The 21,658-nt window shown below is 72.8% G+C and carries 21 protein-coding genes and 1 pseudogene; 13 read left to right on the forward strand and 9 right to left on the reverse strand.

All coding sequences use genetic code 11. The features are described 5' to 3' along the window. The first annotated feature begins 11 nt into the window (after positions 1 to 11). The gene (locus FHR82_RS18400; protein ID WP_184811699.1) at positions 12 to 3,137 is read left to right on the forward strand and encodes an ATP-binding protein; all 3,126 of its coding nucleotides are present in this window, start codon (positions 12 to 14) and stop codon (positions 3,135 to 3,137) included. 266 nt (positions 3,138 to 3,403) lie between these two features. On the opposite strand, the pseudogene FHR82_RS47485 reads toward FHR82_RS18400, so the two are convergent. Next, positions 3,404 to 3,895 (reverse strand): annotated as a pseudogene (locus FHR82_RS47485) (ABC transporter permease); the annotation flags it as partial. Next, the gene (locus FHR82_RS18410) at positions 3,892 to 4,839 is read right to left on the reverse strand and encodes an ATP-binding cassette domain-containing protein (RefSeq protein ID WP_184811700.1); all 948 of its coding nucleotides are present in this window, start codon (positions 4,837 to 4,839) and stop codon (positions 3,892 to 3,894) included. The pseudogene FHR82_RS47485 and the gene FHR82_RS18410, both read right to left, overlap by 4 nt. 118 nt (positions 4,840 to 4,957) lie before the next feature. Here FHR82_RS18410 and FHR82_RS18415 point away from each other — a divergent pair, with 118 nt between their 5' ends. Then, entirely contained in the window at positions 4,958 to 5,701 is a 744-nt protein-coding gene (locus tag FHR82_RS18415) for an SDR family oxidoreductase (protein ID WP_184811701.1), read from the forward strand. Here FHR82_RS18415 and FHR82_RS18420 read toward each other — a convergent pair. Together FHR82_RS18420 and FHR82_RS18425 are read right to left on the reverse strand one after the other, a co-directional pair. Then, positions 5,696 to 6,340, reverse strand: coding sequence for a response regulator (locus tag FHR82_RS18420; protein ID WP_311771153.1), 645 nt, complete (start codon positions 6,338 to 6,340; stop codon positions 5,696 to 5,698). The two genes, FHR82_RS18415 and FHR82_RS18420, sit on opposite strands and share 6 nt — an antisense overlap. Positions 6,341 to 6,416: 76 nt before the next feature. Beyond that, positions 6,417 to 7,472: a sensor histidine kinase gene (locus FHR82_RS18425; RefSeq protein ID WP_221463993.1), complete on the reverse strand. Its 1,056-nt coding sequence runs from the start codon at positions 7,470 to 7,472 to the stop codon at positions 6,417 to 6,419. A 111-nt stretch (positions 7,473 to 7,583) separates the two neighbouring features. Here FHR82_RS18425 and FHR82_RS18430 point away from each other — a divergent pair, with 111 nt between their 5' ends. From FHR82_RS18430 to FHR82_RS18440, 3 genes are read left to right on the forward strand one after another with little or no spacing between them, the layout of a single operon-like run. Further along, entirely contained in the window at positions 7,584 to 8,501 is a 918-nt protein-coding gene (locus FHR82_RS18430; RefSeq protein ID WP_184811704.1) for an ABC transporter ATP-binding protein, read from the forward strand. Continuing rightward, complete coding sequence (locus tag FHR82_RS18435) at positions 8,498 to 9,952, forward strand: ABC transporter permease subunit (RefSeq protein ID WP_184811705.1); 1,455 nt, start codon at positions 8,498 to 8,500, stop codon at positions 9,950 to 9,952. Before FHR82_RS18430 ends, FHR82_RS18435 begins: the two co-directional genes overlap by 4 nt. Further along, entirely contained in the window at positions 9,949 to 10,674 is a 726-nt protein-coding gene (locus FHR82_RS18440; RefSeq protein WP_184811706.1) for an ABC transporter permease subunit, read from the forward strand. Before FHR82_RS18435 ends, FHR82_RS18440 begins: the two co-directional genes overlap by 4 nt. On the opposite strand, the gene FHR82_RS18445 is transcribed toward FHR82_RS18440, so the two are convergent. Both FHR82_RS18445 and FHR82_RS18450 read right to left on the reverse strand, forming a co-directional pair. Beyond that, on the reverse strand, positions 10,671 to 11,048 hold the full coding sequence (locus FHR82_RS18445) for a VOC family protein (RefSeq protein WP_184811707.1): 378 nt from the start codon (positions 11,046 to 11,048) through the stop codon (positions 10,671 to 10,673). The two genes, FHR82_RS18440 and FHR82_RS18445, sit on opposite strands and share 4 nt — an antisense overlap. A 78-nt stretch (positions 11,049 to 11,126) precedes the next feature. After that, positions 11,127 to 12,254: a metallophosphoesterase gene (locus FHR82_RS18450; RefSeq protein ID WP_184811708.1), complete on the reverse strand. Its 1,128-nt coding sequence runs from the start codon at positions 12,252 to 12,254 to the stop codon at positions 11,127 to 11,129. 64 nt (positions 12,255 to 12,318) lie between these two features. Between FHR82_RS18450 and FHR82_RS18455 the strand changes: the two genes are divergently transcribed. From FHR82_RS18455 to FHR82_RS18480, 6 genes are all read left to right on the forward strand, one after another. After that, a complete protein-coding gene (locus FHR82_RS18455; protein WP_184811709.1) occupies positions 12,319 to 13,275 on the forward strand; it encodes an AfsR/SARP family transcriptional regulator in 957 nt (318 codons plus the stop codon). Further along, entirely contained in the window at positions 13,272 to 14,072 is an 801-nt protein-coding gene (locus tag FHR82_RS18460; RefSeq protein ID WP_184811710.1) for a hypothetical protein, read from the forward strand. Before FHR82_RS18455 ends, FHR82_RS18460 begins: the two co-directional genes overlap by 4 nt. Beyond that, entirely contained in the window at positions 14,069 to 15,061 is a 993-nt protein-coding gene (gene dhaK, locus FHR82_RS18465; RefSeq protein ID WP_184811711.1) for a dihydroxyacetone kinase subunit DhaK, read from the forward strand. Before FHR82_RS18460 ends, dhaK begins: the two co-directional genes overlap by 4 nt. Before the next feature lies 1 nt (position 15,062). Then, positions 15,063 to 15,680, forward strand: coding sequence for a dihydroxyacetone kinase subunit DhaL (gene dhaL, locus FHR82_RS18470; protein ID WP_184811712.1), 618 nt, complete (start codon positions 15,063 to 15,065; stop codon positions 15,678 to 15,680). Beyond that, a complete protein-coding gene (gene dhaM / locus FHR82_RS18475; protein ID WP_311771154.1) occupies positions 15,677 to 16,396 on the forward strand; it encodes a dihydroxyacetone kinase phosphoryl donor subunit DhaM in 720 nt (239 codons plus the stop codon). Before dhaL ends, dhaM begins: the two co-directional genes overlap by 4 nt. A 69-nt stretch (positions 16,397 to 16,465) precedes the next feature. Beyond that, positions 16,466 to 17,707 carry an AlkA N-terminal domain-containing protein gene (locus FHR82_RS18480; protein ID WP_311771155.1) on the forward strand — a complete coding sequence of 414 codons (1,242 nt, stop codon included), beginning with the start codon at positions 16,466 to 16,468 and terminating at the stop codon, positions 17,705 to 17,707. Positions 17,708 to 17,742: 35 nt separating this feature from the next. On the opposite strand, the gene FHR82_RS18485 is transcribed toward FHR82_RS18480, so the two are convergent. After that, positions 17,743 to 18,315: a DUF305 domain-containing protein gene (locus tag FHR82_RS18485; protein ID WP_184811714.1), complete on the reverse strand. Its 573-nt coding sequence runs from the start codon at positions 18,313 to 18,315 to the stop codon at positions 17,743 to 17,745. A 62-nt stretch (positions 18,316 to 18,377) separates the two neighbouring features. Continuing rightward, positions 18,378 to 19,091, reverse strand: a complete 714-nt coding sequence (locus FHR82_RS18490; protein WP_184811715.1) for a lytic polysaccharide monooxygenase — start codon at positions 19,089 to 19,091, stop codon at positions 18,378 to 18,380. A gap of 149 nt (positions 19,092 to 19,240) precedes the next feature. Between FHR82_RS18490 and FHR82_RS18495 the strand changes: the two genes are divergently transcribed. Together FHR82_RS18495 and FHR82_RS18500 are read left to right on the forward strand one after the other, a co-directional pair. Further along, positions 19,241 to 19,621, forward strand: coding sequence for an NUDIX hydrolase (locus FHR82_RS18495; RefSeq protein WP_184811716.1), 381 nt, complete (start codon positions 19,241 to 19,243; stop codon positions 19,619 to 19,621). 40 nt (positions 19,622 to 19,661) lie between these two features. Then, entirely contained in the window at positions 19,662 to 21,038 is a 1,377-nt protein-coding gene (locus FHR82_RS18500) for an MFS transporter (RefSeq protein ID WP_184811717.1), read from the forward strand. On the opposite strand, the gene FHR82_RS18505 is transcribed toward FHR82_RS18500, so the two are convergent. After that, complete coding sequence (locus FHR82_RS18505) at positions 20,997 to 21,605, reverse strand: DUF2238 domain-containing protein (RefSeq protein ID WP_184811718.1); 609 nt, start codon at positions 21,603 to 21,605, stop codon at positions 20,997 to 20,999. The two genes, FHR82_RS18500 and FHR82_RS18505, sit on opposite strands and share 42 nt — an antisense overlap. Between the last annotated feature and the right edge of the window lie 53 nt (positions 21,606 to 21,658).

The raw sequence follows: 21,658 nt of genomic DNA on the forward strand, positions 1-21,658 counted from the left end.
GCCTTTGCACCGTGACGACCGAGTTGAGCCTGCTCTCGCGAGTCGCGTACCGGGGGAAGGAGATCACCGGTCCCCGGCTGCGCGGACTGCTGGCGTTGCTCGCGACCGACCTGCGCACCGGCGCGGGCACGGCCCGCCTGGTCGACGGCCTCTGGCCGGCGGAACAACCCGAGAACCCCGCCAAAGCCCTGCAGATCCTGGTGTCCCGCCTCCGCGCCCAGCTCGGCGACGGGGTCATCGAGCGCTCTCCCACCGGTTACCGGCTCGCGCTGGCGGAGCACCAGGTCGACGCGGCCGCCGTCCTCGTGCACGCCGCCGCGGCCGCGAAGCACGCCCGCACGGGGGAGCACGGCCACGCACTCGGGGAAGCGGATGCCGGCCTCGCGTTCTGGGACGCGCCCCCGGAGAACGGCGGCGGGGAACCGCTCTCCGAGCTGCGGGCCGAGCGCGCCGTCACCTACCGCACGCTCGTCAGGTCGCGCGCGCTCTCCCTGGCCCGCGTCGGCAAGCACGCCGAGGCCGTCGGGCCGCTCACCGAACTCGTCGCCGAGTACCCGAAGGACGAGGAACTGCTCGCCGAGCTGATCCGCGCCGAGGCGGCCACCGCGGGGCCCGCCGCCGCGATGGCCCGCTACGACACCTACCGCCGCGCGCTGCGCGACGAGCTGGGCGCCGACCCGGGGAGCGCTCTCCGAGCACTGCACCAGGAGCTGCTGCGCGAGGAACAGCCCACCGTCCGGCACGGGGTCGCGCACGAACCCAACCCGCTGCTGGGCCGCGACCACGACGTCGACGAGGTGACCGCGCTCCTCACCACGGCCCGGGTCGTGTCGGTCGTCGGGCCCGGCGGGCTGGGCAAGACCCGCCTCGCGCACGTCGTCAGCCTACGCGCGCCGCAGCGGACCGTGCAGTTCGTCGGGCTCGCCGGTGTCGCACCCGACGGGGACGTCGCCGGGGAGATCGCGTCGTCAGTGAGTGCCGCGGACAGCTCAGTGGCGGGCATCGCCGAGGCGCTGGGACCGGGTGCGCTGCTCGTCCTCGACAACTGCGAACACGTCCTCCTGCCCACCGCCGACCTGGTCGCCGCACTCGTCGCCACCAGCCGCGACGTGACGGTCCTGACCACCAGTCGCGCGCCGCTCGGCCTGTCGTCGGAGAGCGTTTACCCACTGCCCGAGCTGGACGAGGCCGCGATGACCGAGCTGTTCCGCCAGCGCGCGCGGGCCGCCCGGCCCGGTGTCGACCTGCCGGAGAGCGCGGTCACCGAGCTGTGCCGCCGCCTGGACGGGCTGCCACTCGCGGTCGAGCTGGCCGCCGCGCGGGTGCGGGTGCTGGCGGTCCCGGAGATCGGCAGGCGGCTCGCCGACCGGTTCGCGCTGTTGCGGGGCGGTCGCAGGGACGCGCCGGAGCGGCACCACACGCTGCACGCGGTCGTCGACTGGAGCTGGCACCTCCTCGACGCGGACGGAAAGCGCGCTCTCCGGACGTTGTCGGTCTTCCCGGGCGGCTTCACCGCCGAGGCCGCCGACCGCGTGCTCGGCACTGACGCGTTCGACGTGCTCGAGCACCTCGTCGACCAGTCGCTGCTCAAAGCCGACACCGCCGGAACCACGGCCGGGCCGCGGTTCCGCATGCTGGAGACCGTCCGCGAGTTCGCCGCCGGGAAGCTGGCGGGCGACACCGAGCAGGTGCTCGACGCTTTCCTCGCGTGGGCAAGGGAGTTCGGTCTCAGTCACCACGACGCCGTGTTCGGGCCCGAGCCCTCGGCCGTCAGCGAGGCGATCGCCGCCGAACAGGACAACCTGCTCTTCGCGCGGCAGCAGGCCAGCGCGCGCGGGGACGCCGCGACGGTCGCCGCGGTCACCGCCCCGCTCGTGACACTGTGGACGGTCGGCGGCAACTACGGCCGCTCGACGACACCCGCGGCCGGCATCGCCCACCTGTTCACCCGCTGGACCCCGGACCCGGACGTCGTCGAGGCCGCCCGCACCACCGTCGTCGTCTGCCTGATCAGCGCACTCGGCGTCCTCGGCTCCGCCCCGCCACGCCTGCTGCACGTGCTTCGCAACCTCCCGCCCGCGCCGCCGGACACCGCGGTCCGTGCCGCCGCGAAGGTGTTGGCGCACAAGGACGTCTTCGCGCCGGACCGGTCGGCGCTCCGGAGGATGACGGACGGCGGCGAGCCGCTGACCGCCGCCATGGCCGGTCTCGTCCTCAGCTATCTCGCCGAACGCGACGGCGAGATCGAGGACGCGCTCGTCGCGGCCCGTCGGTTCCTCGACGGCTTCGGCTCCTCGGCGACGCCGTGGCTGTGGCTGATGGCGCACGAACGGGCCGGCGAGCTGACCCTGCGGCTCGAACAGGGCAGCGAGGCCCGCGACCACTTCGCGGCCGCGGTGCGGCTGCTCGACGTGATCGGTGCGCGCCGCGACGTCATCGGCGTCTACTGGGGCATGATGTACGCCTGCTACCAGCTGGGCGAGCTCGACGACGCCGAGTACTGGCTGGGCCGCGCGACCGCCGACGACGCGGGCACGCCCGCCGAGGCCGAGGACTACACCGCCTACCGCACCAGCGCGTCGATGTTCGAACTCGCCGCCCGCGCCGAACTCGCGCTCGCCAGGGAGGACGTCGACACCGGGCTGGCGTTCTGGCGCCGTGCCGTGGCGGTCGGCGGGGAGCCGGGCACCGAGATGCAGCCGTGGGTGCTGGAGACGCAGGCGGGCGCGGTCAGCGCGCACGCGCGGTTCGGCCGGGTCGAGCCGGTGGCCGACCTCGTGACGACCCTGGCGGTGAGCCTCGAACGGCTGCTGGCCAACCCGCTCGACCGGCCGCCGGTCTACTACGCCGAACTGTCGCTCGCCGGAGCGCTGCTGCTCGCGCTCGGCATGGCCGACCTCGCCACCGGCGCCGTCGCCACCGGCGTGCGGCTCGTCGCGCTGGCGCAGCGTTTCCGCTACCTGCAAGGACTTCAGCCCGCGATGTCGGCCGCGAAGGTGGGTGCGGCCGCCGAACACGCCGACAGGCCGGCGTACGCCGACGCGGTGTCGGAGTACGCCGGCCTGGACCGGTCGGAACTGCGGGGCGCCGCGCTCGCGGCGCTGGCGGCACGGCCTACCGGCTCGGGTCGCGGTTGAACAGCTTCTTCGACCACAGGTAGCCGACGATCGCGAGCGCGACGCACCACGCGACGGCCAGCCAGCCGTTGTGCCCGATCGGCCCGCCGACCAGCAACCCGCGCAGCGTCTCGATGATCGGCGTGTACGGCTGGTACTCGGCGAACCAGCGGATGCCGCCCGGCAGCGACTCCAGCGGGACGAAGGCCGTGGACAGGAAGGGGCAGGAAGAACGACAGCGGCATGGCCGCGTTGCTCGCGCCCTCCGGGGCCTTCGACGCCAGTCCGAAACCGACCGCCAGCCACGTGATCGCGAACGTCGCCAGCAGCATCAGCCCGAGCACCGCCAGCCACTCGACCGGGCCCGCGGTGGGCCGGAAACCCATCGCCAGCCCCACCCCGACGGTCAGCACGGAGCTGACCATGGTGAGGATCACGCTGCCCGCGACCTGTCCGGTGAGGACGGACGTGCGAGTGATCGGCATCGTCCGGAAGCGGGCGACGATGCCCTCCGCCATGTCACCGCAGATCTGCACGGCGGTCGTCTGGGAGCCGGAGCCCAGTGTCATCAACAGGATGCCTGGCACGAGGAAGTCGATGTAGTCGGCGCCTTCCGTCGTGCTCGCGACGCCGATGGAGATCGCGTTCCCGAACAGGTACGCGAACATCAGCAGCATGATCACCGGCACGAGCGCGACGCCGAAGGTCAGTGACGGGTAGCGGATGGCGTGCCGCAGGTTGCGGCGCAGCATGGTGGCGGAGTCGGTCAGCGTGGTCATGACAGGGTCGCTTCCTGGTCGATGGTGGTGTGGCCGGTGAGGGCGAAGAAGACGTCGTCGAGATCGGGGGTGTGGACGGTGAGCGCGTCGACCTCGATGGCCGCGTCGTCGAGGCGGTCGAGGAGGTCCTTGAGCGCGCGGCGGCTGCCGTCGCCCGGCACGGTCAGCGTCAGGGAGTCCTGGTCGGCGGTGGCGTTCGCGAGGATGCGGGCCGCGGTGTCCAGCTCGCGGACGTTGGTGAACCGCAGCCGCACGTGCCCGCCCGGGATGCGCCGCTTCAGCTCCGCGGCCGTGCCCTCGGCGACGATGCGGCCGTGGTCCAGCACCGCGATCCGGTCGGCGAGCTGGTCTGCCTCCTCGAGGTACTGGGTCGTGAGGAAGACGGTCACCCCGCCGGCCACCAGGTCCTTGATGACCTCCCACATGCCGCGGCGGGAACGCGGGTCGAGGCCGGTCGTCGGCTCGTCGAGGAAGATCACCCTCGGCTCACCGACCAGGGTCATCGCCAGGTCGAGTCGCCGCAGCATGCCGCCCGAGTAGGTCGACGCGAGCTTGCCGCCCGCGGCCACCAGGTCGAACCGCTCCAGGAGCGTCGAGGCGCGGCGGGTGATCTCCTGCTTCGGCAGCCGGTACAGCTCACCCATGAGCCGCAGGTTCTCCTCGCCCGTGAGCAGCTTGTCGACCGCGGAGAACTGACCGGTGACGCCGATCGCGGCCCGCACCCCGTCCGGGTCCGCCGCGACGTCGTGCCCGGCGACCGTGACCTGACCGCTGTCAGCCGTGATCAGGGTAGACAGGATCTGCACCGCGGTGGTCTTGCCCGCGCCGTTCGGGCCGAGCAGCGAGAAGATCGTGCCCGCCGGCACGTGCAGGTCGACACCGTCGAGGACGACGTGGTCCCCGAACTTCTTGCGGAGCCCTGTGACCCCGATGGCCGTGTTCATCGCGTTCCCCTTTGCCGTTGTGCCGGTGACAGGGAGAAGCGTGCGGCCGGGGCGGATCAGCGGGGTTTCACGGCGGTTTCAGCGGCCTGCAGCCGGTTTCACGGCCTAGCCTGTTGGCATGGATCTTGGGCTGACCGACCGCGTGTACCTGGTGACCGGCGGGAGCAAGGGGCTTGGCTACGCGACCGCGTCCGCGCTGGTCGCGGAGGGTGCGCGGGTGGTGATCACGGGCCGTTCCGAGGAGACCGTGTCGTCGGCGGCGGCGGAGCTGAACGCTGTCGGTGTCCCGTGCGACAACGCCGACCCCGGCACACCGGCCCGCGTGCTCGCGGCGGCGCGGGAGGCGTACGGGCGGGTCGACGGGCTGCTGGTGAGCGTCGGCGGGCCGCCCCCCGGCTCGGTCACGGCGGCGACCGACGACCAGTGGCTGGCCGCGTTCGAGTCGGTGTTCCTCGGCGCGGTCCGCCTGGCACGGGAGGTGGCCGCTGCCCTGGGGGAGGGCGGGTCGATCGCGTTCGTGCTGTCGTCGTCGGTGCGGGCGCCGATCGCGACGCTCGGCATCTCCAACGGCCTGCGCCCGGGCCTCGCGATGGTGGCGAAGTCGATGGCGAACGAGCTGGGGCCGGTGGGTGTGCGGGTGAACGGCCTGCTGCCCGGGCGGATCGCGACGGACCGGATGACGTCCCTCGACGAGCGGTCCACACCGGAGCAACGGGCGGCGACGATGGCGACGATCCCACTCGGCCGGGCGGGTGACCCGGCGGAGTTCGGTCGGGTGGCCGCGTTCGTCCTGTCCCCGGCCGCGTCCTACCTGACCGGCGCGATGATCCCCGTCGACGGCGGCATGCTGCCGGGGCTATAGGGCCCTCGGCACGACCAGACCCGACTCGTACGCCGCCACCACGGCCTGTGTGCGGTCGCGGAGGCCGAGTTTGCTGAGCATGCGGGACACGTGCGTCTTCACCGTCTCCTCCGTGACCACCAGGCGTGCCGCGATCTCGGTGTTCGACAGGCCCTCCGCGACCAGGCGCAGCACTTCGGTCTCCCGCGGGGTGAGGCTCGCCAGCTCCGGTGGGCGGGCCCTCGGCTTCTGCCGGGCGAACTCGCCGATCAGCCGTCGCGTCACGGTCGGGGCGAGCAGGGCCTCGCCGGACGCGATCACCCGGACCGCGTCGAAGAGCCGTTCCGCCGTGACGTCCTTCAGCAGGAAACCGCTCGCGCCCGCTCGCAGCGCCTCGTAGACGTACTCGTCCAGGTCGAACGTCGTCAGGATCAGCACCCGGGGCCCGTCCGCGAGCCTGCGGGTCGCCTCGATGCCGTCCATGACCGGCATGCGGACGTCCATCAGCACGACGTCCGGAGAGCGCTCTCCGCACAGGCGCACGGCAGCGGCTCCGTCGGCGGCGGTGCCCACCACGGTGAAGTCCGGCTGCGTGTCCAGCAGGGCCGCATACCCGGTCCGCACGACCTCGTGGTCGTCCGCCACGACCACGCTGATCACGATGTCCCCTCGCAGGCTCCGGGACATCGTTGTCCCCGCGTCTCGTGGTTCGCTCCGCAAGCTCCGCAAGCTCCGCTCATGCCTCCTCCACGGGAAGGGTCGCCTCGACGAGGAACCCGCCGACCGCCGTGGTCCCGGTGCGCAGCGTGCCACCGACCGCCGCCGCCCGCTCACGCATGCCGGCCAGCCCGTGCCCGGCGGAGTCGCCGGGGCCGGGGCCGTTGTCCCGGATCCGCACGCGCAACTCCTTGCCGTAGCGCAGTTCCACGTCCACCGCCGCGCCCGGGGCGTGCCGCCGGGCGTTGGTGAGCGCTTCCTGCACGATCCGGTACGCGGCCAGCTCCACACCCGGGTCCAGCGGCACCGGCGCGCCGGACACGATGAGCCGCGCCCCCGCCGACTGACGGGCGTCGTCCAGCAGTTCGACCAGCTGCGCGAGCCCCGGCTGCGGCTGCAGGTCCGCGGTGGCGTCGGTGTCCTCGCGGAGCACGCCGAGGAGCCTGCGCATCTCCGTCAGACCCGCGCGTGCGCGGTCGCCGATGTCGGAGAACCGTTGCGCGCCAAGGGGAGACAGCTCCGGGGTGGTGAGCCGCGCGGTCTCCGCCTGCACGGCGATCATGGAGATGTGGTGGGCCACCACGTCGTGCAGCTCCCGCGCGATCCGCGCCCGCTCACCGCGGGCCGTGTGCTCGACGAGCGTGGTCGCGACCGCCTCCCGCGCCGCCCGGTGCACGCGCGCCTCCTTGTCGGCACGCCACGCGACCCCGGCGCACACCGCGGCCGGCGCGGCCGCCGCCACCAGCACCGCCACCGGCGCCGGCCACCCGACCGCGACCACCACGAACGGCACCGTGAGCGCGAGCGTCCACACCGCACCCGCCCGCACCAGCACGACGACCAGCACCACCGCCGCGGCCCCGGTCAGCACGTCCAGCACGGTCAGCGACAGCAGGTCCGCGGCCGCCAGGATCACCACGGCCGGCCGCGCGGGCAGCAGCGCGACGAGCGTGCCCGCCAGCGCGAGCAGGAGCAGCACGAGCGCGTACTCGACGCTCACCCCCGCACCCACCGTCCGCAGCAGCACCTCGGCGACCGAAGCCACCGCGGCGAGCGCGCACCACACCACCGGCATGCCGATCATTGTCGCCGTCCGGCGCCCGCGGGGCGTCACTCTCACGAGGGACGCGGGAATGGCTCGTCACCGTGACGACTCGGGAGACCGCTCTCCCTAGCCTCGTCAAGCATGGAAGCCACCATCGAGGTCACCGGACTGCGCAAGCGCTTCGGGGGGACCACCGCGCTCGACGGGATGACGTTCACCGTCGCGGCCGGGCAGGTCACCGGGTTCGTCGGGCCCAACGGGGCCGGGAAGTCCACCACCATGCGGGTCGTGCTCGGGCTCGACGCCGCCGACGCCGGGCACGCGCTCGTCGGCGGCCGCCCCTACCGCGAGCTGCGCCGCCCGCTGCACCACGTCGGCTCGCTGCTCGACGCGGGTGCGCTGCAACCGTCCCGCTCGGCACGCAACCACCTGCTGTGGCTCGCCCACTCACAGGGCCTGCCCGCGAAGAGGGTCGACGAGGTCATCGCCGTCACCGGTCTCGGCCCCGCCGCGAAGCGCAAGGCGGGCGGTTACTCGCTCGGCATGCGGCAGCGCCTCGGGATCGCCGCCGCGCTGCTCGGTGACCCGCCGGTGCTCATGCTCGACGAACCGTTCAACGGCATGGACCCGGAAGGCATCGTGTGGATGCGCACCTTCCTGCGCGACAAGGCCCGCGAGGGCCGCGCTGTGCTCGTGTCCAGCCACCTCATGAGCGAGCTGCAGGACACCGCGGACCACCTCGTCGTCGTGGGCCGCGGCAAGGTCATCGCCGACACCAGCGTCGCCGAGCTGATCGCCGCCGCGTCCGGTGACCGGGTCACGCTCCGCACGCCGGACCGCACACAGGCCATGACCGTGCTCGGCCGCGCGGGTGGCACGGTCGCCGCGACCGGCGCCGACACCGTCACGGTCGGCGGGCTCACCTCGGGCGCGGTCGTCGCGCTGCTCACCGACAACGCCGTCCCGTTCACGGAGATCGCGGCCCACCGCGCCTCGCTCGAAGAGGCGTACATGGAGCTGACGCGGGACGCCGTCGAGTTCCAGGCAGGCCAGTCATGAGGCACCTCATCCACGCGGAGTGGACCAAGTTCCGTACCGTGCGCGGCTGGGTGATCGGCATGCTCGTGGCGATCCCGCTGACCGTCCTCGTGGGACTCCTCGGCCCCGCTGGCAGCCAGATGAGCTGCGCGGGCCCGGACGGGCAGCCGTGTGAGAACAACGTGCCGCCGACCGGGCCGGGTGGGGAAGCGGTCCACGACAGCTTCTACTTCCTGCACCGCACCCTCACCGGCGACGGCACCATCACCGCCCGCGTCGCCACGCTGACCGACGCCGAACCGTGGTCCAAGGCGGGTGTGATCGTCAAGCGGGACACCGAAGTCGGCTCCACCTACGCGGCGGTCCTGCTCACCGGTGGGCACGGCGTGCGCATGCAGCACGACTTCACCGAGGACGTGGCCGGTCCGGTGTCCACTTCGGACCACCAGTGGCTCCGGCTGACCCGCGACGGGAACACGCTCACCGGCACCACCTCGCCGGACGGCGAGCACTGGGCCACGATCGGCAGCGTGCAGCTCGGCGGGCTCGGGGACGCCGTGCAGGCCGGCATGTTCGTGTCCTCGCCGGAACACGTCGAGATCACCCGCGGCTTCGGGTCGGTGGACGCGTCCGGCGGCCCGACCATGGCCACCGCAACGTTCGACGACGTGTCGGTCGACGGTGGGTGGGCAGGCGACTGGCGCGGCACCGAGGTCGGCGGTGAGTCCGGAATGGACACCGGCCACCAGGAGTCCGGCGGCGAGTTCACGATCACCGGCCACGGCGACATCGCACCGATCGTGCCCGACCAGGGCAGCCGGGGCCGGACCGTGGAGAACGCGCTGATCGGCGTGTTCGCCGGGCTGATCGCGGTGCTGGTGGTCGCGACGCTGTTCGTGACGTCCGAGCACCGCCGCGGCCTGCTCCGCACGAGCCTCGCCGCGAGCCCGCGCCGGGGACAGCTGTTCGCCGCCAAGGCCGTCGTGATCGGCGGGGTGTCGTTCGTGACCGGGGTGGCGTCGGCCGCGCTCGCGATCCCGCTCGTCGAGCAGGTGGAGGTGGCGAAGGGGATGTTCCTGTTCCCGGCGTCGACGTGGACCGAGGTGCGCGTGGTCCTGGGCACGGGTCTGCTGTTCGCGGTCGGGGCCGTGCTCGCGCTCGCGGTCGGGATGTTGTTGCGGCGCAGCGCGGGGACGGTGACGACCGTGGTCGTCGGGGTCGTGCTGCCGTACCTGCTGGCGGTCGCGTCGGTGCTGCCATCGGGCCCCGCGGAGTGGCTGACGGCGGTCACCCCGGCGGCGGGGTTCGCGGTCCAGCAGACGGTGCCCGAGTACCCGCAGGTCAACGCGAGCTACACGCCGGCGGACGGGTACTTCCCGCTGTCGCCCGGCGGTGGGTTCGCGGTGCTGTGCGCGTACGCGGTGGCCGCGGTCGTGCTGGCGGTGGTCGCGCTGCGCAGGAGGGACGCGTGACCACGCTGCACGCGGAGTGGACGAAGGTCAGGACCGTGCCGGGCACGGTGTGGCTGCTGGTAGGGGTCGTCGCGTTGACGGTGGCGCCGGGTGCGCTGGCGGCGGGCGCGATGCCCTCGGGCGGCGACCCCGCGAAGTCCGCGCTCACCGGGATCGTGGTTGGGCAGGCGATCGTGGTCATCCTGGGGGTGGCCACGGTCAGCGGCGAGTACGGCACGGGCATGATCCGCACGACGTTCACCGCATTGCCCCACCGGCTGGAAGTGCTGGCGGCCAAGGCTTTGGTGGTCACCGGGCTCGTGCTCGCGGCGGGTGCGGTCGCCGTGGCGGGATCGGTGGCGGCCGGGGAGGCGCTGCTGCCGGGCGGGTTGCCGTTCACCGGTCCGGTGGTGCGGGCGGCGGCCGGTTCGGTGCTGTACCTGGGATTGATCGCGGTGCTCAGCGTCGGTGTGGCGGTGCTGGTGCGCGACGCGGCGGCGGCCGTCGGGCTGGTGCTCGGCCTGCTGTACCTGACCCCGATCGTCGCCACGCTCGTCGCGGACCCCACCTGGCACGACCGGCTGCGCACACTGAGCCCGATGACCGCGGGGCTCGCGATCCAGTCCACTGTGGACGTAGCGGCGGAGCCCGTCGCGCCGTGGTCCGGTCTCGGCGTGCTGGCGTTGTGGGCGGCGGCGGCCCTGGTGACAGGTGCGGCCGCGCTGCGCCTGCGCGACGCCTAGTTCAGCCGCGGTTCCCGTTTCAGCACGCAGAACTCGTTGCCTTCCGGATCGGCCAGCACGACGAACGCCTCCTCACCGGTCTGCCCGACATCGGCGTGGCGCGCCCCCAGTTCCAGGAGGCGCGCCACCTCCGTGTCCACGTCGCCATCGGCGGGCCGGAGGTCGGGGTGGTAGCGGTTCTTGCCGCGTTTGGTCCCACCGCTGTTCTGCAGCCACAACGTCGGCACGTCCGGCGGCGCGGCCGCGGGCGGGTACAGCTTGGCCGCTCCGTCGTCGCCGCGGCGCACGTCGAAGCCGAGCGCCTGCGACCAGAACGCCACCATCCGGTCCACGTCCTGGACGTCGAGCGTCCACTGTGCGAATCGTACGGTCATGGGAGAGCGGTTACCCGGTCTCGCGCCGCCGTATACCGGCGAAGCCTGCCGTAGGGCACGTGCACAGCTCCCCGGCAGCTAGCGTGGGGCGCGCAACGTCAGCAGAGTGATCTCGCTCGGCGCGAAGACCCGCATCGGCGGCCCCCAGAAACCGGCACCACGCGATGTGTACAGCTGTGTCGTCCCGTGCTGGGACAGGCCATGCACCGACGGCTGGTCCACCCGCACCAGGTAGTGGAACGGCCAGATCTGCCCGCCGTGCGTGTGGCCCGACACCTGCAGGTCCACGTGCCCCGCCGACTGCGCCACCTGCCGCGGCTGGTGCGCCACCAGCAACACCGGCGCGTCCTGGGGTGCACCGGCCAGCGCCGCGTCCAGTTGCGCGCCGTGGCCTGCCAGCCCGGACGACTTCGCGGTCACGTCGTCGATGCCCGCCAGCACCAGCCGGTCACCGCCGCGTTCGACGACCACGTGGCGGTTGTGCAGTGCCTCCCACCCGAGCGACGCCATGTGGTCGAGCCACTCCTGTGCCTCGCCGAAGTACTCGTGGTTGCCGGTCACGTACACGCGGACGTACCGCGCGGTGATCGTGCCCAGCGGGGCGGCCTGCGACAGCCGCTGCGAGACCGTGCCGTCGGCGATGTCGCCCGCGTGGCAGACGATGTCCGGCGCCAGCGCGTTCACGGCCGCCGCCGTGCCTGCCGACCAGCGGGTCCGGTTGATGGGGCCGTAGTGCGTGTCGGCCAGCACCACGACCGTCGTGCCGTCCAGGCCCTGGCCGAGGCGGGGAATCGTCACCTCGGTGCGCCGCACCCGCGGCACCCGCATCGCCTCGCGCACGCCCCACGCCACCAGCACCACGCTCACCGCGACGACCACCACGGCCACGACCCGGGACGGGACCTGCGCGAGCCGCGCCACCAGCCCCAGCACCGACCACGCGAACAGCACCCACACGACCCCGAGCAGCGTGTCGCCCGTGCGTGCCGCCCAGTCCCGGCCCCGCCCGTGCCCGAGGAACATGAGGAACGGGAACGCGACCGCGGCCACCGCGAACACGACCGTGCCTGCGGCAACGACCGGGGCGGGCCACGGCAGGACCAGCGTCGCCCACGGCACGCCGAACAACAGCAGCAACGCGACGACCACCACGGTCGCGAAGATCCCGCGTCGCGCGGCCCTCGGCCGCTGCCGGGTCTGAGTCATACCGCGAAACTACTCCGTACGGTGGATACGATGTGGCCCCGCGGGAACACGCGGGGGAGTGCGGATGGCCGTCGAGCTGAACGTGATCAGTGAGGTCACGGCCAGTGCCGACGGCCACGAGGTGAACCTCGGCCCGGCCCGCCAGCGCTGCGTGCTCGCCGTGCTCGCGGTCGAGGCGAACCGGCTCGTGCCCGCCGACCAGCTCGCGGACCGGGTGTGGGGCGAGCAGGTCCCGTACCGCGCCGCGGGCACCCTGCGCAGCTACCTGTCGCGACTGCGGACCGCGCTCGCCACTGCCGGCGGGTTCGGCATCCAGCGCCGCACCGGCGGCTACGTGCTGTCGGTCGACGAGTCCGCGGTGGACCTGCACCGGTTCCGCCTGCTCCTGTCCCGCGCACGGGACACCACCGACGACGACCACGCCGCCGCGCTGTTCGAGAACGCGTTCGCGCTGTGGCGGGGCGAGCCGTTCGCCGGCCTGGACTCGCCGTGGCTCGACGACGTGCGGAACGGGCTCGCCGCGGAGCACCTCGCCGCCCGCCTCGACTTCCACGACGTGCAGCTGCGCCGTGGCAGGCACACCGAGCTGGCGCCGGACCTGCTCGCGCTCGCCGCCGACCACCCGTGGCACGAACGCCTTGCCGCACAGGCGATGTTGGCGCTCTACCGCAGCGGGCGGCAAGCCAACGCGCCGTCCTTCTACGAGGAGCTCCGCGTGCGGCTCGGTGCGGAGCTCGGCGTCGACCCGAGCACGCCGCTGCGTGAGCTGCACCAGCGGATCCTGACCTCCGACCCGGCGATCGCGCCCACCGGGGCCGCCACCGCGTCCGTGCCGCGCCAGCTGCCCGCCGTGCCGCGCGCGTTCACCGGCCGTGCCGCCGAACTGTCCGAACTGGACAGCACGGACGCGCGGGCGAGGGTGTCGCTGCTGGCCGGGTCGGCGGGGTCGGCAAGACGTGGCTCGCACTGCGGTGGGCGCACGACGACGCGCACCGCTTCCCCGACGGCCAGCTGTACGTGAACCTGCGTGGCTTCGACCCGCGCGACGAGCCCATGACACCGGAGATCGCGCTCCGCGGGTTCCTCGCCGGGCTGGGCGTGCCGTCGGCCTCGGTGCCCGCGTCGCTCGACGAGCTGAGCGCGTTGTTCCGCAGCCTGGTCGCCGACCTGCGGGTGCTGGTGGTGCTGGACAACGCGCGGGACTCGGCGCAGGTGCTGCCGCTCCTGCCGGGCGGTGCCGGGTGCTCGGTGGTGGTGACGAGCCGCCACCGCCTGACCGGCGTCATGTCCTCGGCCGGTGCCCTGCCCGTCGCACTGGACGTGCTGTCCACCATGGACGCGCGGGACGTGCTGGCGGCGCACGTCGGCGGGCACCGGGTGGCGGCGGAACCGGGTGCCACCGGGGAACTGCTGGGGTTCTGTGCCGGGAGTCGTCCTGGCGGTCGGCGATGGCGGTTCTGGAGGAGCTGGACCCGGCCGCGGCCAAGGGCCTGCGCGCCAAGCTGGCGGCACACGCGTGATCGGCCCCGAGGACTTCGAAGCCCGGCCCGCGCCGGACGACATGCGGTTCTGGCAGCTGCGCCACCCGCGGGAGAGCGCTCTTACGGCGCGCCCGTCCCGGTGGACGTGCTGCTCCAGCACCGCGACCTGACCGACGCCGACCTCGCACACGTCACCGCCGTGGCGGCGGACGTCGACCGGTGGAGGACGTGTCCGGCTACGAGCGGATCGAGTGATCCCGCGCGCCGGAAATCGCACTACGATCAACGCCGGGACTGGAGGGCAGCGCCGCCGACGTCACCGGGAGTTCGAGCATGAAGAAGATCATCAACGATCCGTCCACTGTCGTCGCCGAGTCGCTCAAGGGGCTTGAGCTGGCCCACGGTGACCTGCTCACCGTCATCCACGATCCCGCGGTCATCGTGCGGGCCGACGCGCCCGTGCGGGGCAAGGTCGCGATCATCTCCGGTGGTGGGTCCGGGCACGAGCCCATGCACGGCGGCCTCGTCGGTCCCGGCATGCTCGACGCCGCCTGCCCAGGTGCCGTGTTCACCTCGCCGACGCCCGACCAGGTCACCACCGCGATCGAGAAGACCGACGGCGGCGCGGGCGCGCTGCTCGTCGTCAAGAACTACACCGGCGACGTCCTCAACTTCGAGACCGCCGCCGAACTGGCCGAGACCGAGGTCCGCACCATCGTCATCGACGACGACGTCGCCGTGAAGGACTCCACGTACACCGCGGGCCGTCGCGGGGTCGGCGGGACCGTGCCGCTGGAGAAGATCACCGGTGCCGCCGCGGCCAGAGGGGACGATCTCGACGCCGTGCACGCCATCGCCGAGCGGGTCGTGGCCAACGTGCGCTCCATGGGCATGGCACTGGCCGCGCCCACCGTCCCGCACGTCGGCGAGCCCAGCTTCGACCTCGCCGACGACGAGATGGAGGTCGGCATCGGCATCCACGGCGAGCCCGGCCGCGCCCGCGTGCCCGCCGAGAACGCCGACGGGATCGTCGCCCGCCTGCTCGAGCCGATCCTCGAGGACCTGCCGTTCGCCGAGGGTGACCGCGTCCTGCTGTTCACCAACTCGATGGGTGCGACGCCGCTGCTGGAGCTGTACCTGGCGCACGGCATCGCCGAGCGGCTGCTCGCCGATCGGGGCATCGTGGTGGCACGACGGCTCGTCGGGCCGTACGTCACGAGCCTGGAGATGCAGGGCATGAGCCTCACACTGCTGAAGCTGGACGACGAGTTGCTGGAGCTGTGGGACGCGCCGGTGCGCACGGCCGCGCTGCGGTGGGGGAACTGACATGGGCTGCACCGCGAACGACCTGGTCACGGCCCTGAAAGCGGCCGCGGCGACGATCGAGGAGCACCGCGTCGAGCTGATCCAGCTCGACCGCGTCATCGGCGACGGCGACCACGGCGAGAACATGGACCGCGGCTTCAAGGCGGTGCTCACCGCCCTCGACGCGAACACCCCGGACACCCCGGCCGCGGTGCTGAAACTCGTCGCGACCACCCTGATCTCCAAGGTCGGCGGCGCCGCGGGCCCGCTGTACGGCACCGCGTTCCTGCGTGCGTCGACCGCCGTGAAGGACCGCGCCGAGCTCGAACCGGCCGACCTCACCGAGGCGCTGACCGCCGCGCTCGGCGGGATCGTCGCCCGCGGCAAGGCCGAGCCGGGCGACAAGACGATGGTCGACGCGCTCGACCCGGCCGTGCGGGCCGCGAAGGGCGACACGGCCACCGAACTCCTCGCCGCCGCGGCGGCCGCCGCCGAGACCGGCGCCGACGCCACGGTCCCGCTCGTGGCGCGCAAGGGCCGAGCCTCCTACCTGGGCGAACGCAGCGCCGGGCACATGGACCCCGGTGCGCGGTCGACGGCGCTGCTGCTGCGTGCGTTCGCGGAGGTGGCCGCGCGGTGAGCAGGGTCGGACTGGTCGTCGTCTCGCACAGCGCGGGGCTCGCGGCGGGCGTGGTGGAGGTGGCGGCGCAGATGGCGCCGGACGTCATCGTCGTACCGGCCGGTGGCACGGCCGACGGCGGCATCGGCACCGACTTCGACGCCGTCGCGGCCGCACTCGACCGGGCCGAGAGCGGCGCCGGGGTCGTGCTGCTCTACGACCTGGGCAGCGCCCGCATGGTCGCCGAGATGGCCGTCGAGGTCACCGAGGGCGCGCGGCTCGTGGACGCGCCGCTGGTGGAGGGCACGGTCGCGGCCGCGGTCGCCGCGCAGGGCGGCGCGGACCTCGACGACGTGGCGCACGCGGCGCTGGAGGCGGTCGAGGTACCGGGTGGCCCGGTCGTGGCGGAGGGCGTGGCGGGCGGCGTCGACATCATCGGCAGCCAGAGCATCGCCGCGGCCCAGCCCACCGCGCCCGCCGAGGTGGTCGTCCCCCTCACCAACGAGATCGGTCTCCACGCCCGCCCCGCGGCGATGGTCGCCCGCGCCATGACCCAGCTCGACGCGCGCGTCACCGTCCGGTACGGCGATGCCACCGCCGACGGCCGCAGCGTGCTCGCGCTGATGGCGCTGGGCGCGCGTGGCGGCGACGAGGTCCACGTGTCCGCGACCGGGCCGCAGGCCGACGAGGCGCTGCAGACCTTCCAGGACCTGGCCGCCCGCGACTTCGACGAGTGACCACCCGGCCGTGGCAGGCGTGACCGAATCTGGCCGGTCCCGCGGCGCCGGATGGTGGATTCTGGAGATGTGACCACGTATTCGGCCGTCCGCACCACCGGCATCTACTGCCGCCCGGGCTGCGGCGCGAAACCGAACGCGGAGAACGTCAGGACGTTCGAACACCCGGCCGCGGCGGAGGCGGCCGGGTACCGCGCGTGCCTGCGCTGCAGGCCCTACCGCGTGGCGGGCACGGTCGCGGACGAGGCCCCGGAGATCGTGTGCCGGGCGGTCCGGTTGATCATCGACGGCGTACTGGACGAAGGCACGGAGGCGGCGCTGGGTGCGCGGCTGGGTGTGTCGGCGCGGCACCTGCGCCGGATGTTCCACGACCACCTGGGCGTCACCCCGGACGGCTTCGCCCGCTCCCGCCGAGCCCACTTCGCCCGCCGCATGCTGGACGACACGGAACTGCCGGTGGCGGACGTGGCGTTCGCGTCGGGTTTCGGCAGCCTCCGCCAGTTCAACCGCACGATGCGGGAGGTCTTCCGTGCCACGCCGAAGGAGTTGCGCGCCCGCCGCAGGCGCGCGGACCGCCTGACCGCGGACGGCGGCCTGCTGCTCCGCCTGCCGTTCACCCAGCCGTACGACTGGCCGGCGGTGGCTGCTTTCCTTGCGCTGCGGGCGATCCCGGGCATCGAGTCGGTGGTGGACGGGGTGTACCGGCGGACCGTTGTGGTGGACGGTGAGCCGGGCATGCTGGAACTGGGCCCTGGCGGTGCGGACCACCTGTTGCTGCGGGCGCATCTCCCGTACTGGGAGGGCGTGATCCACGTGGTGGCACGCGCCGCCCGACTGTCCGGTGTGGACTTCGACCCGCTGACCGCCCGTACTGAGCTGTCGCGTGATCCCGTGCTGGGCCCGCTGGTGGCGGCACGGCCGGGAGTGCGGGTGCCGGGCGTGTGGACCCCCTTCGAGGTGGCGGTCCGCGCGGCCGTGGGCGCTGCGGGTGCGGCGGACCTGGCGGTGCGGTACGGCGTCGAGATACCGGGCCTTGGTCACGGACTGACGCACGTGTTCCCGTCGCCGTCGACGCTCGCGGAGACCGCGGAACCAGTGGCGGACCTGGCGAAGGCGATGGCGGCGGGGGAGGACCCGCAAGGGATGGATCCCGATGCGGCGGCGCACTTCGCACTGCGCACCGGCGCCCGTGACGCGTTCCCGGCGGGCGATCCCGCCATACGATCGGCGGTCCGCGACCTGTCCGCGGCTCCCGGCCGCTGGCAACCGTGGCGATCACTCGCCACGGTTCACCTCATGCTCAGGAACTGAGGCGAGGAAAGGATCACGTGCGCGCCGGGCCGGTCTCATCCGGTCAGGTACGTGCCCATCTGCTGGATCTGCGCCGTCCGCGACTTGACGATGCGGCCTGCCAGCGCCCGCGCGTCCGGGTGCCTGCCCTCCTTCTCCTCCATCCGCGCCAGTTCGACGGCGCCGTGCTGGTGTCCGGTGAGCAGGTTCAGGAACCGCGCGTCGAAGTCCGGGCCCGGCGGGGTGTCGCGCAGCACCTCGAGTACCGCGGGGTCGGAGCCGTGCATGCCGCCGTGGCCCTTGTGCGCGTTCGGGTCGGGGTCGTAGGCGACGGGCTGGTTCCACTTCACCAGCCAGTCCTTCATCTCGGCGAGCTCGTCGGACTGCGTGGCCTCGATCGCGGCGGCCAGGTTCCGGACGTCCGCGCGGGAAGCGCGTTCGGTGGCGAGCCGCGCCATCTCGATGCCCTGTTCGTGCTGCGGCACGGCCATCTGCAGGAACATCACGTCGGTGTCGTTGTACGAGCCGTCCGGCGGCGGGGCGGAGAGCGACACCCCGGTCGTCTCCGTGACCCCGGTCCCGCACCCGGTGAGCGCGAGCAGGAGGACGGCGAAGAGCCAGCGTTGCATCGTGGATGCCTCCAGGAGCACCGGCCGGCCCGGGCGGTGGGCCGGCCGGCTCGGCTACCGGGTCACTCTGCCTGCCAGAGCGCAGGGGTACTCGCAGGCTCCCAGCCCGGCAGTGCCGTGTGGCTCTGCGTGGACCGGTACGTGGTGCCGTTGTAGGTCACCTCCGAACCGGCAGGGTAGGACGTGCCACTGGCCCAGGTGCCGCTCGCGGGCTGCTCCGCGGGCAGCGCCGGTGCGGGCGCCTCGGGGGCTGCCCGGCCACCGACCTGCAGGTCGACGCACGCGTAGAACGCGTTCGGGGTGTCCGCGATGTTCCACACCGCCAGCAGCTTCTGCCTGCCGGACGCGCCACCGAGGTTCACGGTGTGCGACAGGGTGGGCGGCGGCTGCTGGTTGTTGCCCGAGAACTCCGCGACCTTCGTGTTGCCGAGGTAGTACTGGAAGTTGCTCGTCGAGTGCCGGGCGGTGAACGTCCACGTGAACGTGACCGTCTGCCCGACCGACGTCGCCCGCCAGCCCTTGCCGTCATCGCTCAGCTCGGCGAACCGGCCGACGTTGCCGTGGCAGTTCCGCAGGCCCTTCGGCCCTTCGACGGACTGCGGCTCCCACTTGATGTCACCGCAGGACACGGTGCCCTGAGCGCACTGCGCCTGCCTGGACGGGGGCGTCGAGATGTAACCGTGCGCGTTCGCGGTAGCCGCCGGCAATACCACGAGCCCCAACGGCGCGATGGTGGCGGCGGACGCGAACATGACCAGTTTTCGTTTCAGGCTCATACCAATCTCCCGGGAAGCAGGGGTGTTCCGGAGATGTGGTCTAGACCACATATCTGGTTTAGACCATATTTGTTCCGCAGTCAAGTAGTCGCGGTGAGTGATGGGCCGGGGTGGACCGGTCAAGCTGTGAGTGGCAGTAGGCTCCGCGCATGGGGGAGACCGCCGAGAAACACCTCGTCTACTGCCGTGTCGTGCGGGACGGTGCCGTGTTGTTCCTGCACCGCTCTCCAGGGGTTTTCCGGGCCGGGCAGTGGGAGTTGCCCGGCGGCACGGTCGAGCCCGGCGAGCCGCACGAGACCGCCGCCGTCCGCGAGGTGGCCGAGGAGACCGGCCTCACCGTCCGGATCGCCGGCGAACGTGGCCGCCACACGTGGATGGACATCGGCGGCAAGGACCTCCGCATCCACGCCCGCGTCTTCGACGTCCAGGAAGACGCCACGCACGACGTGGTCCTCAACGACGGCGAGCACGACGACTTCACCTGGGCCGACCCGGCCACCCTCGACCTGGCGGACCACTTCCGGGCCTAGTCTCCAGCGCTCCTCGATCGCCGCGTGATCCCGTGGTCGGATGGTGCTCGCGGTCTTCCTCGGCACGTTCATGTCGCTGCTCGACGTGAGCGTCGTCAACGTCGCCCTGCCCGCGATGCAGCACGACCTGTCGGCCGGGTTCAGCACCGTCCAATGGGTCGTCGACAGCTACACCCTGTGCCTGTCCGCACTGATCCTCACCGGCGGCTCCCTCGCCGACCGCTACGGCAGGAAACGCCTGTACCTCGGCGGTTTGGGCGTCTTCGTGCTCGGCTCGCTCCTGTGCGCGGTCGCGCCGACCACCACGGTTCTCATCCTCGGCAGGCTCGTGCAGGGCGTCGGCGCGGCGGCCGTCGCGCCCGGTGCGCTTTCCCTGCTGGTGCAAGGGTTTCCCGACAAGCGGCAGCAGGCGCGGATGATCGGCCTGTGGGGTGCGTGCGTCGCGCTCGCCGTGGTCGTCGGACCGCTCGTCGGCGGCGTGCTGACCGACGTGTTCGGCTGGCCGGCGATCTTCCTCGTGAACCTGCCGCTCGGCGCGATCGCGATCGTCGCCGGGCTGCGGGGCATCAGGGAGAGCAGCGACCCCGCGCACGCGGGCGCCGACCCAGCGGGACAGGTCCTCGCGATCGGCTGGCTCGCGGCGCTGACGTACGCGGTGCTGGAGGCCGGGCACCGCGGCTGGGGCTCACCGCTGATCCTGTCGCTGCTCGCCGTCGCCGCCGCGCTCTTCGCCGCGTTCGTCGTGGTGGAACGGCGGGTCGCCCGGCCGATCCTCCCCGCCGGCCTGTTCGCGCGGCCGCGGTTCGCGGTCGTCACGTTCTCCTCGTTCGCGCTCGGGTTCGGCGCGTACGGCAGCTTCTACCTCCTTTCCCTGTTCTTGCAACAGGTCCAGGGCGCGTCGGCGGCGGAGACGGGCGTGCGGTTCCTGCCGTACTCCCTCGGCATCGCAGTGGGCTCGGTACTCGGCGGCCGCATCGGCGGCAACCGCGTGATGCTCACCGGCTACACGCTGATCGGCGGCGGACTGCTGTCACTGCTGGTGGTCCAGCCGGACACGGCGTACCCGCTCATCGGCGTCCTGTTCGCGATCCTGGGCGTGGGCATGGGTTTCGCGATCACGACGACCAACTCGGCTGGCGTGTCGGCCGTGGGCCGCGAACGATCCGGCACCGCGGCGGCGACCGTCAACGCCGCGCGCCAGACCGGCACCGCGCTCGGCATCGCCGCCCTCGGCGCGATCGTCAACGCCAACCTCGACGCCGGTTTCACCACCGGACTGCACTGGGCGCTCGTCGTCGCGGGCGGGCTGACGCTGGTGGCCGCGTTCCTGATCGCGGCCGTCCGCGAGCGGACGGCCGTCCCCGCGCAGCGGCGGTCAGAACCCGAGTTGCCGGTCGTGCACACGACGGAGCAGTAGCTGCGCCAGCAACGCACCGCACAGCGCCAGGAACATGTCCCACTGCGTGTCCCACACATCCCCCTGTGTGGCGAGGAAGGCGTCCGCGCCCGCGCCGAGGAGCAGCGCCGACGCCCACTCGACGAACTCGAAGCACGTGGAGATCGACAGGCACACGGCGGCCGTGAGCGTGAACGTCCACCCGCCGCGACGCAGGGGAGTGAGGCGCAGCAACAGCTCCCGCACCAGGATCGCGGGGACGAAGCCCTGCACGAAGTGGGCGAAGCGGTCGTAGTGGTTGCGGTCCAGGTCGAACCGGTCGCGGAACCAGTCGCCGAGCGGGGTTTCCGCGTACGTGTAGTGGCCGCCGTAACAGAGCACGATCGCGTGGAAGACCAGGAGCCGGCACACGAGCGGGGTCAGCGGGAAGCGCCGCCGGAACACCAGCACCAGCGGCGCGCCGAGGAAGATCCAGACCACTTCGAGGGCCCACGTGCCGAGGCTCTTCGCGCCGATCGCCGACCAGACCAGCGCCGCGACGACGACGCCGACGAGCAGCACCCCTTCCCGTCGCGAGACCGTGGTCACCCCGTGATCATATGGTGGCGTCGCGAACGCGGCCCGGCGAGCGATACTCCCGG

Origin of the sequence: Actinophytocola algeriensis, assembly GCF_014203735.1 — a bacterium.
Lineage (GTDB): Bacteria > Actinomycetota > Actinomycetes > Mycobacteriales > Pseudonocardiaceae > Actinophytocola > Actinophytocola algeriensis.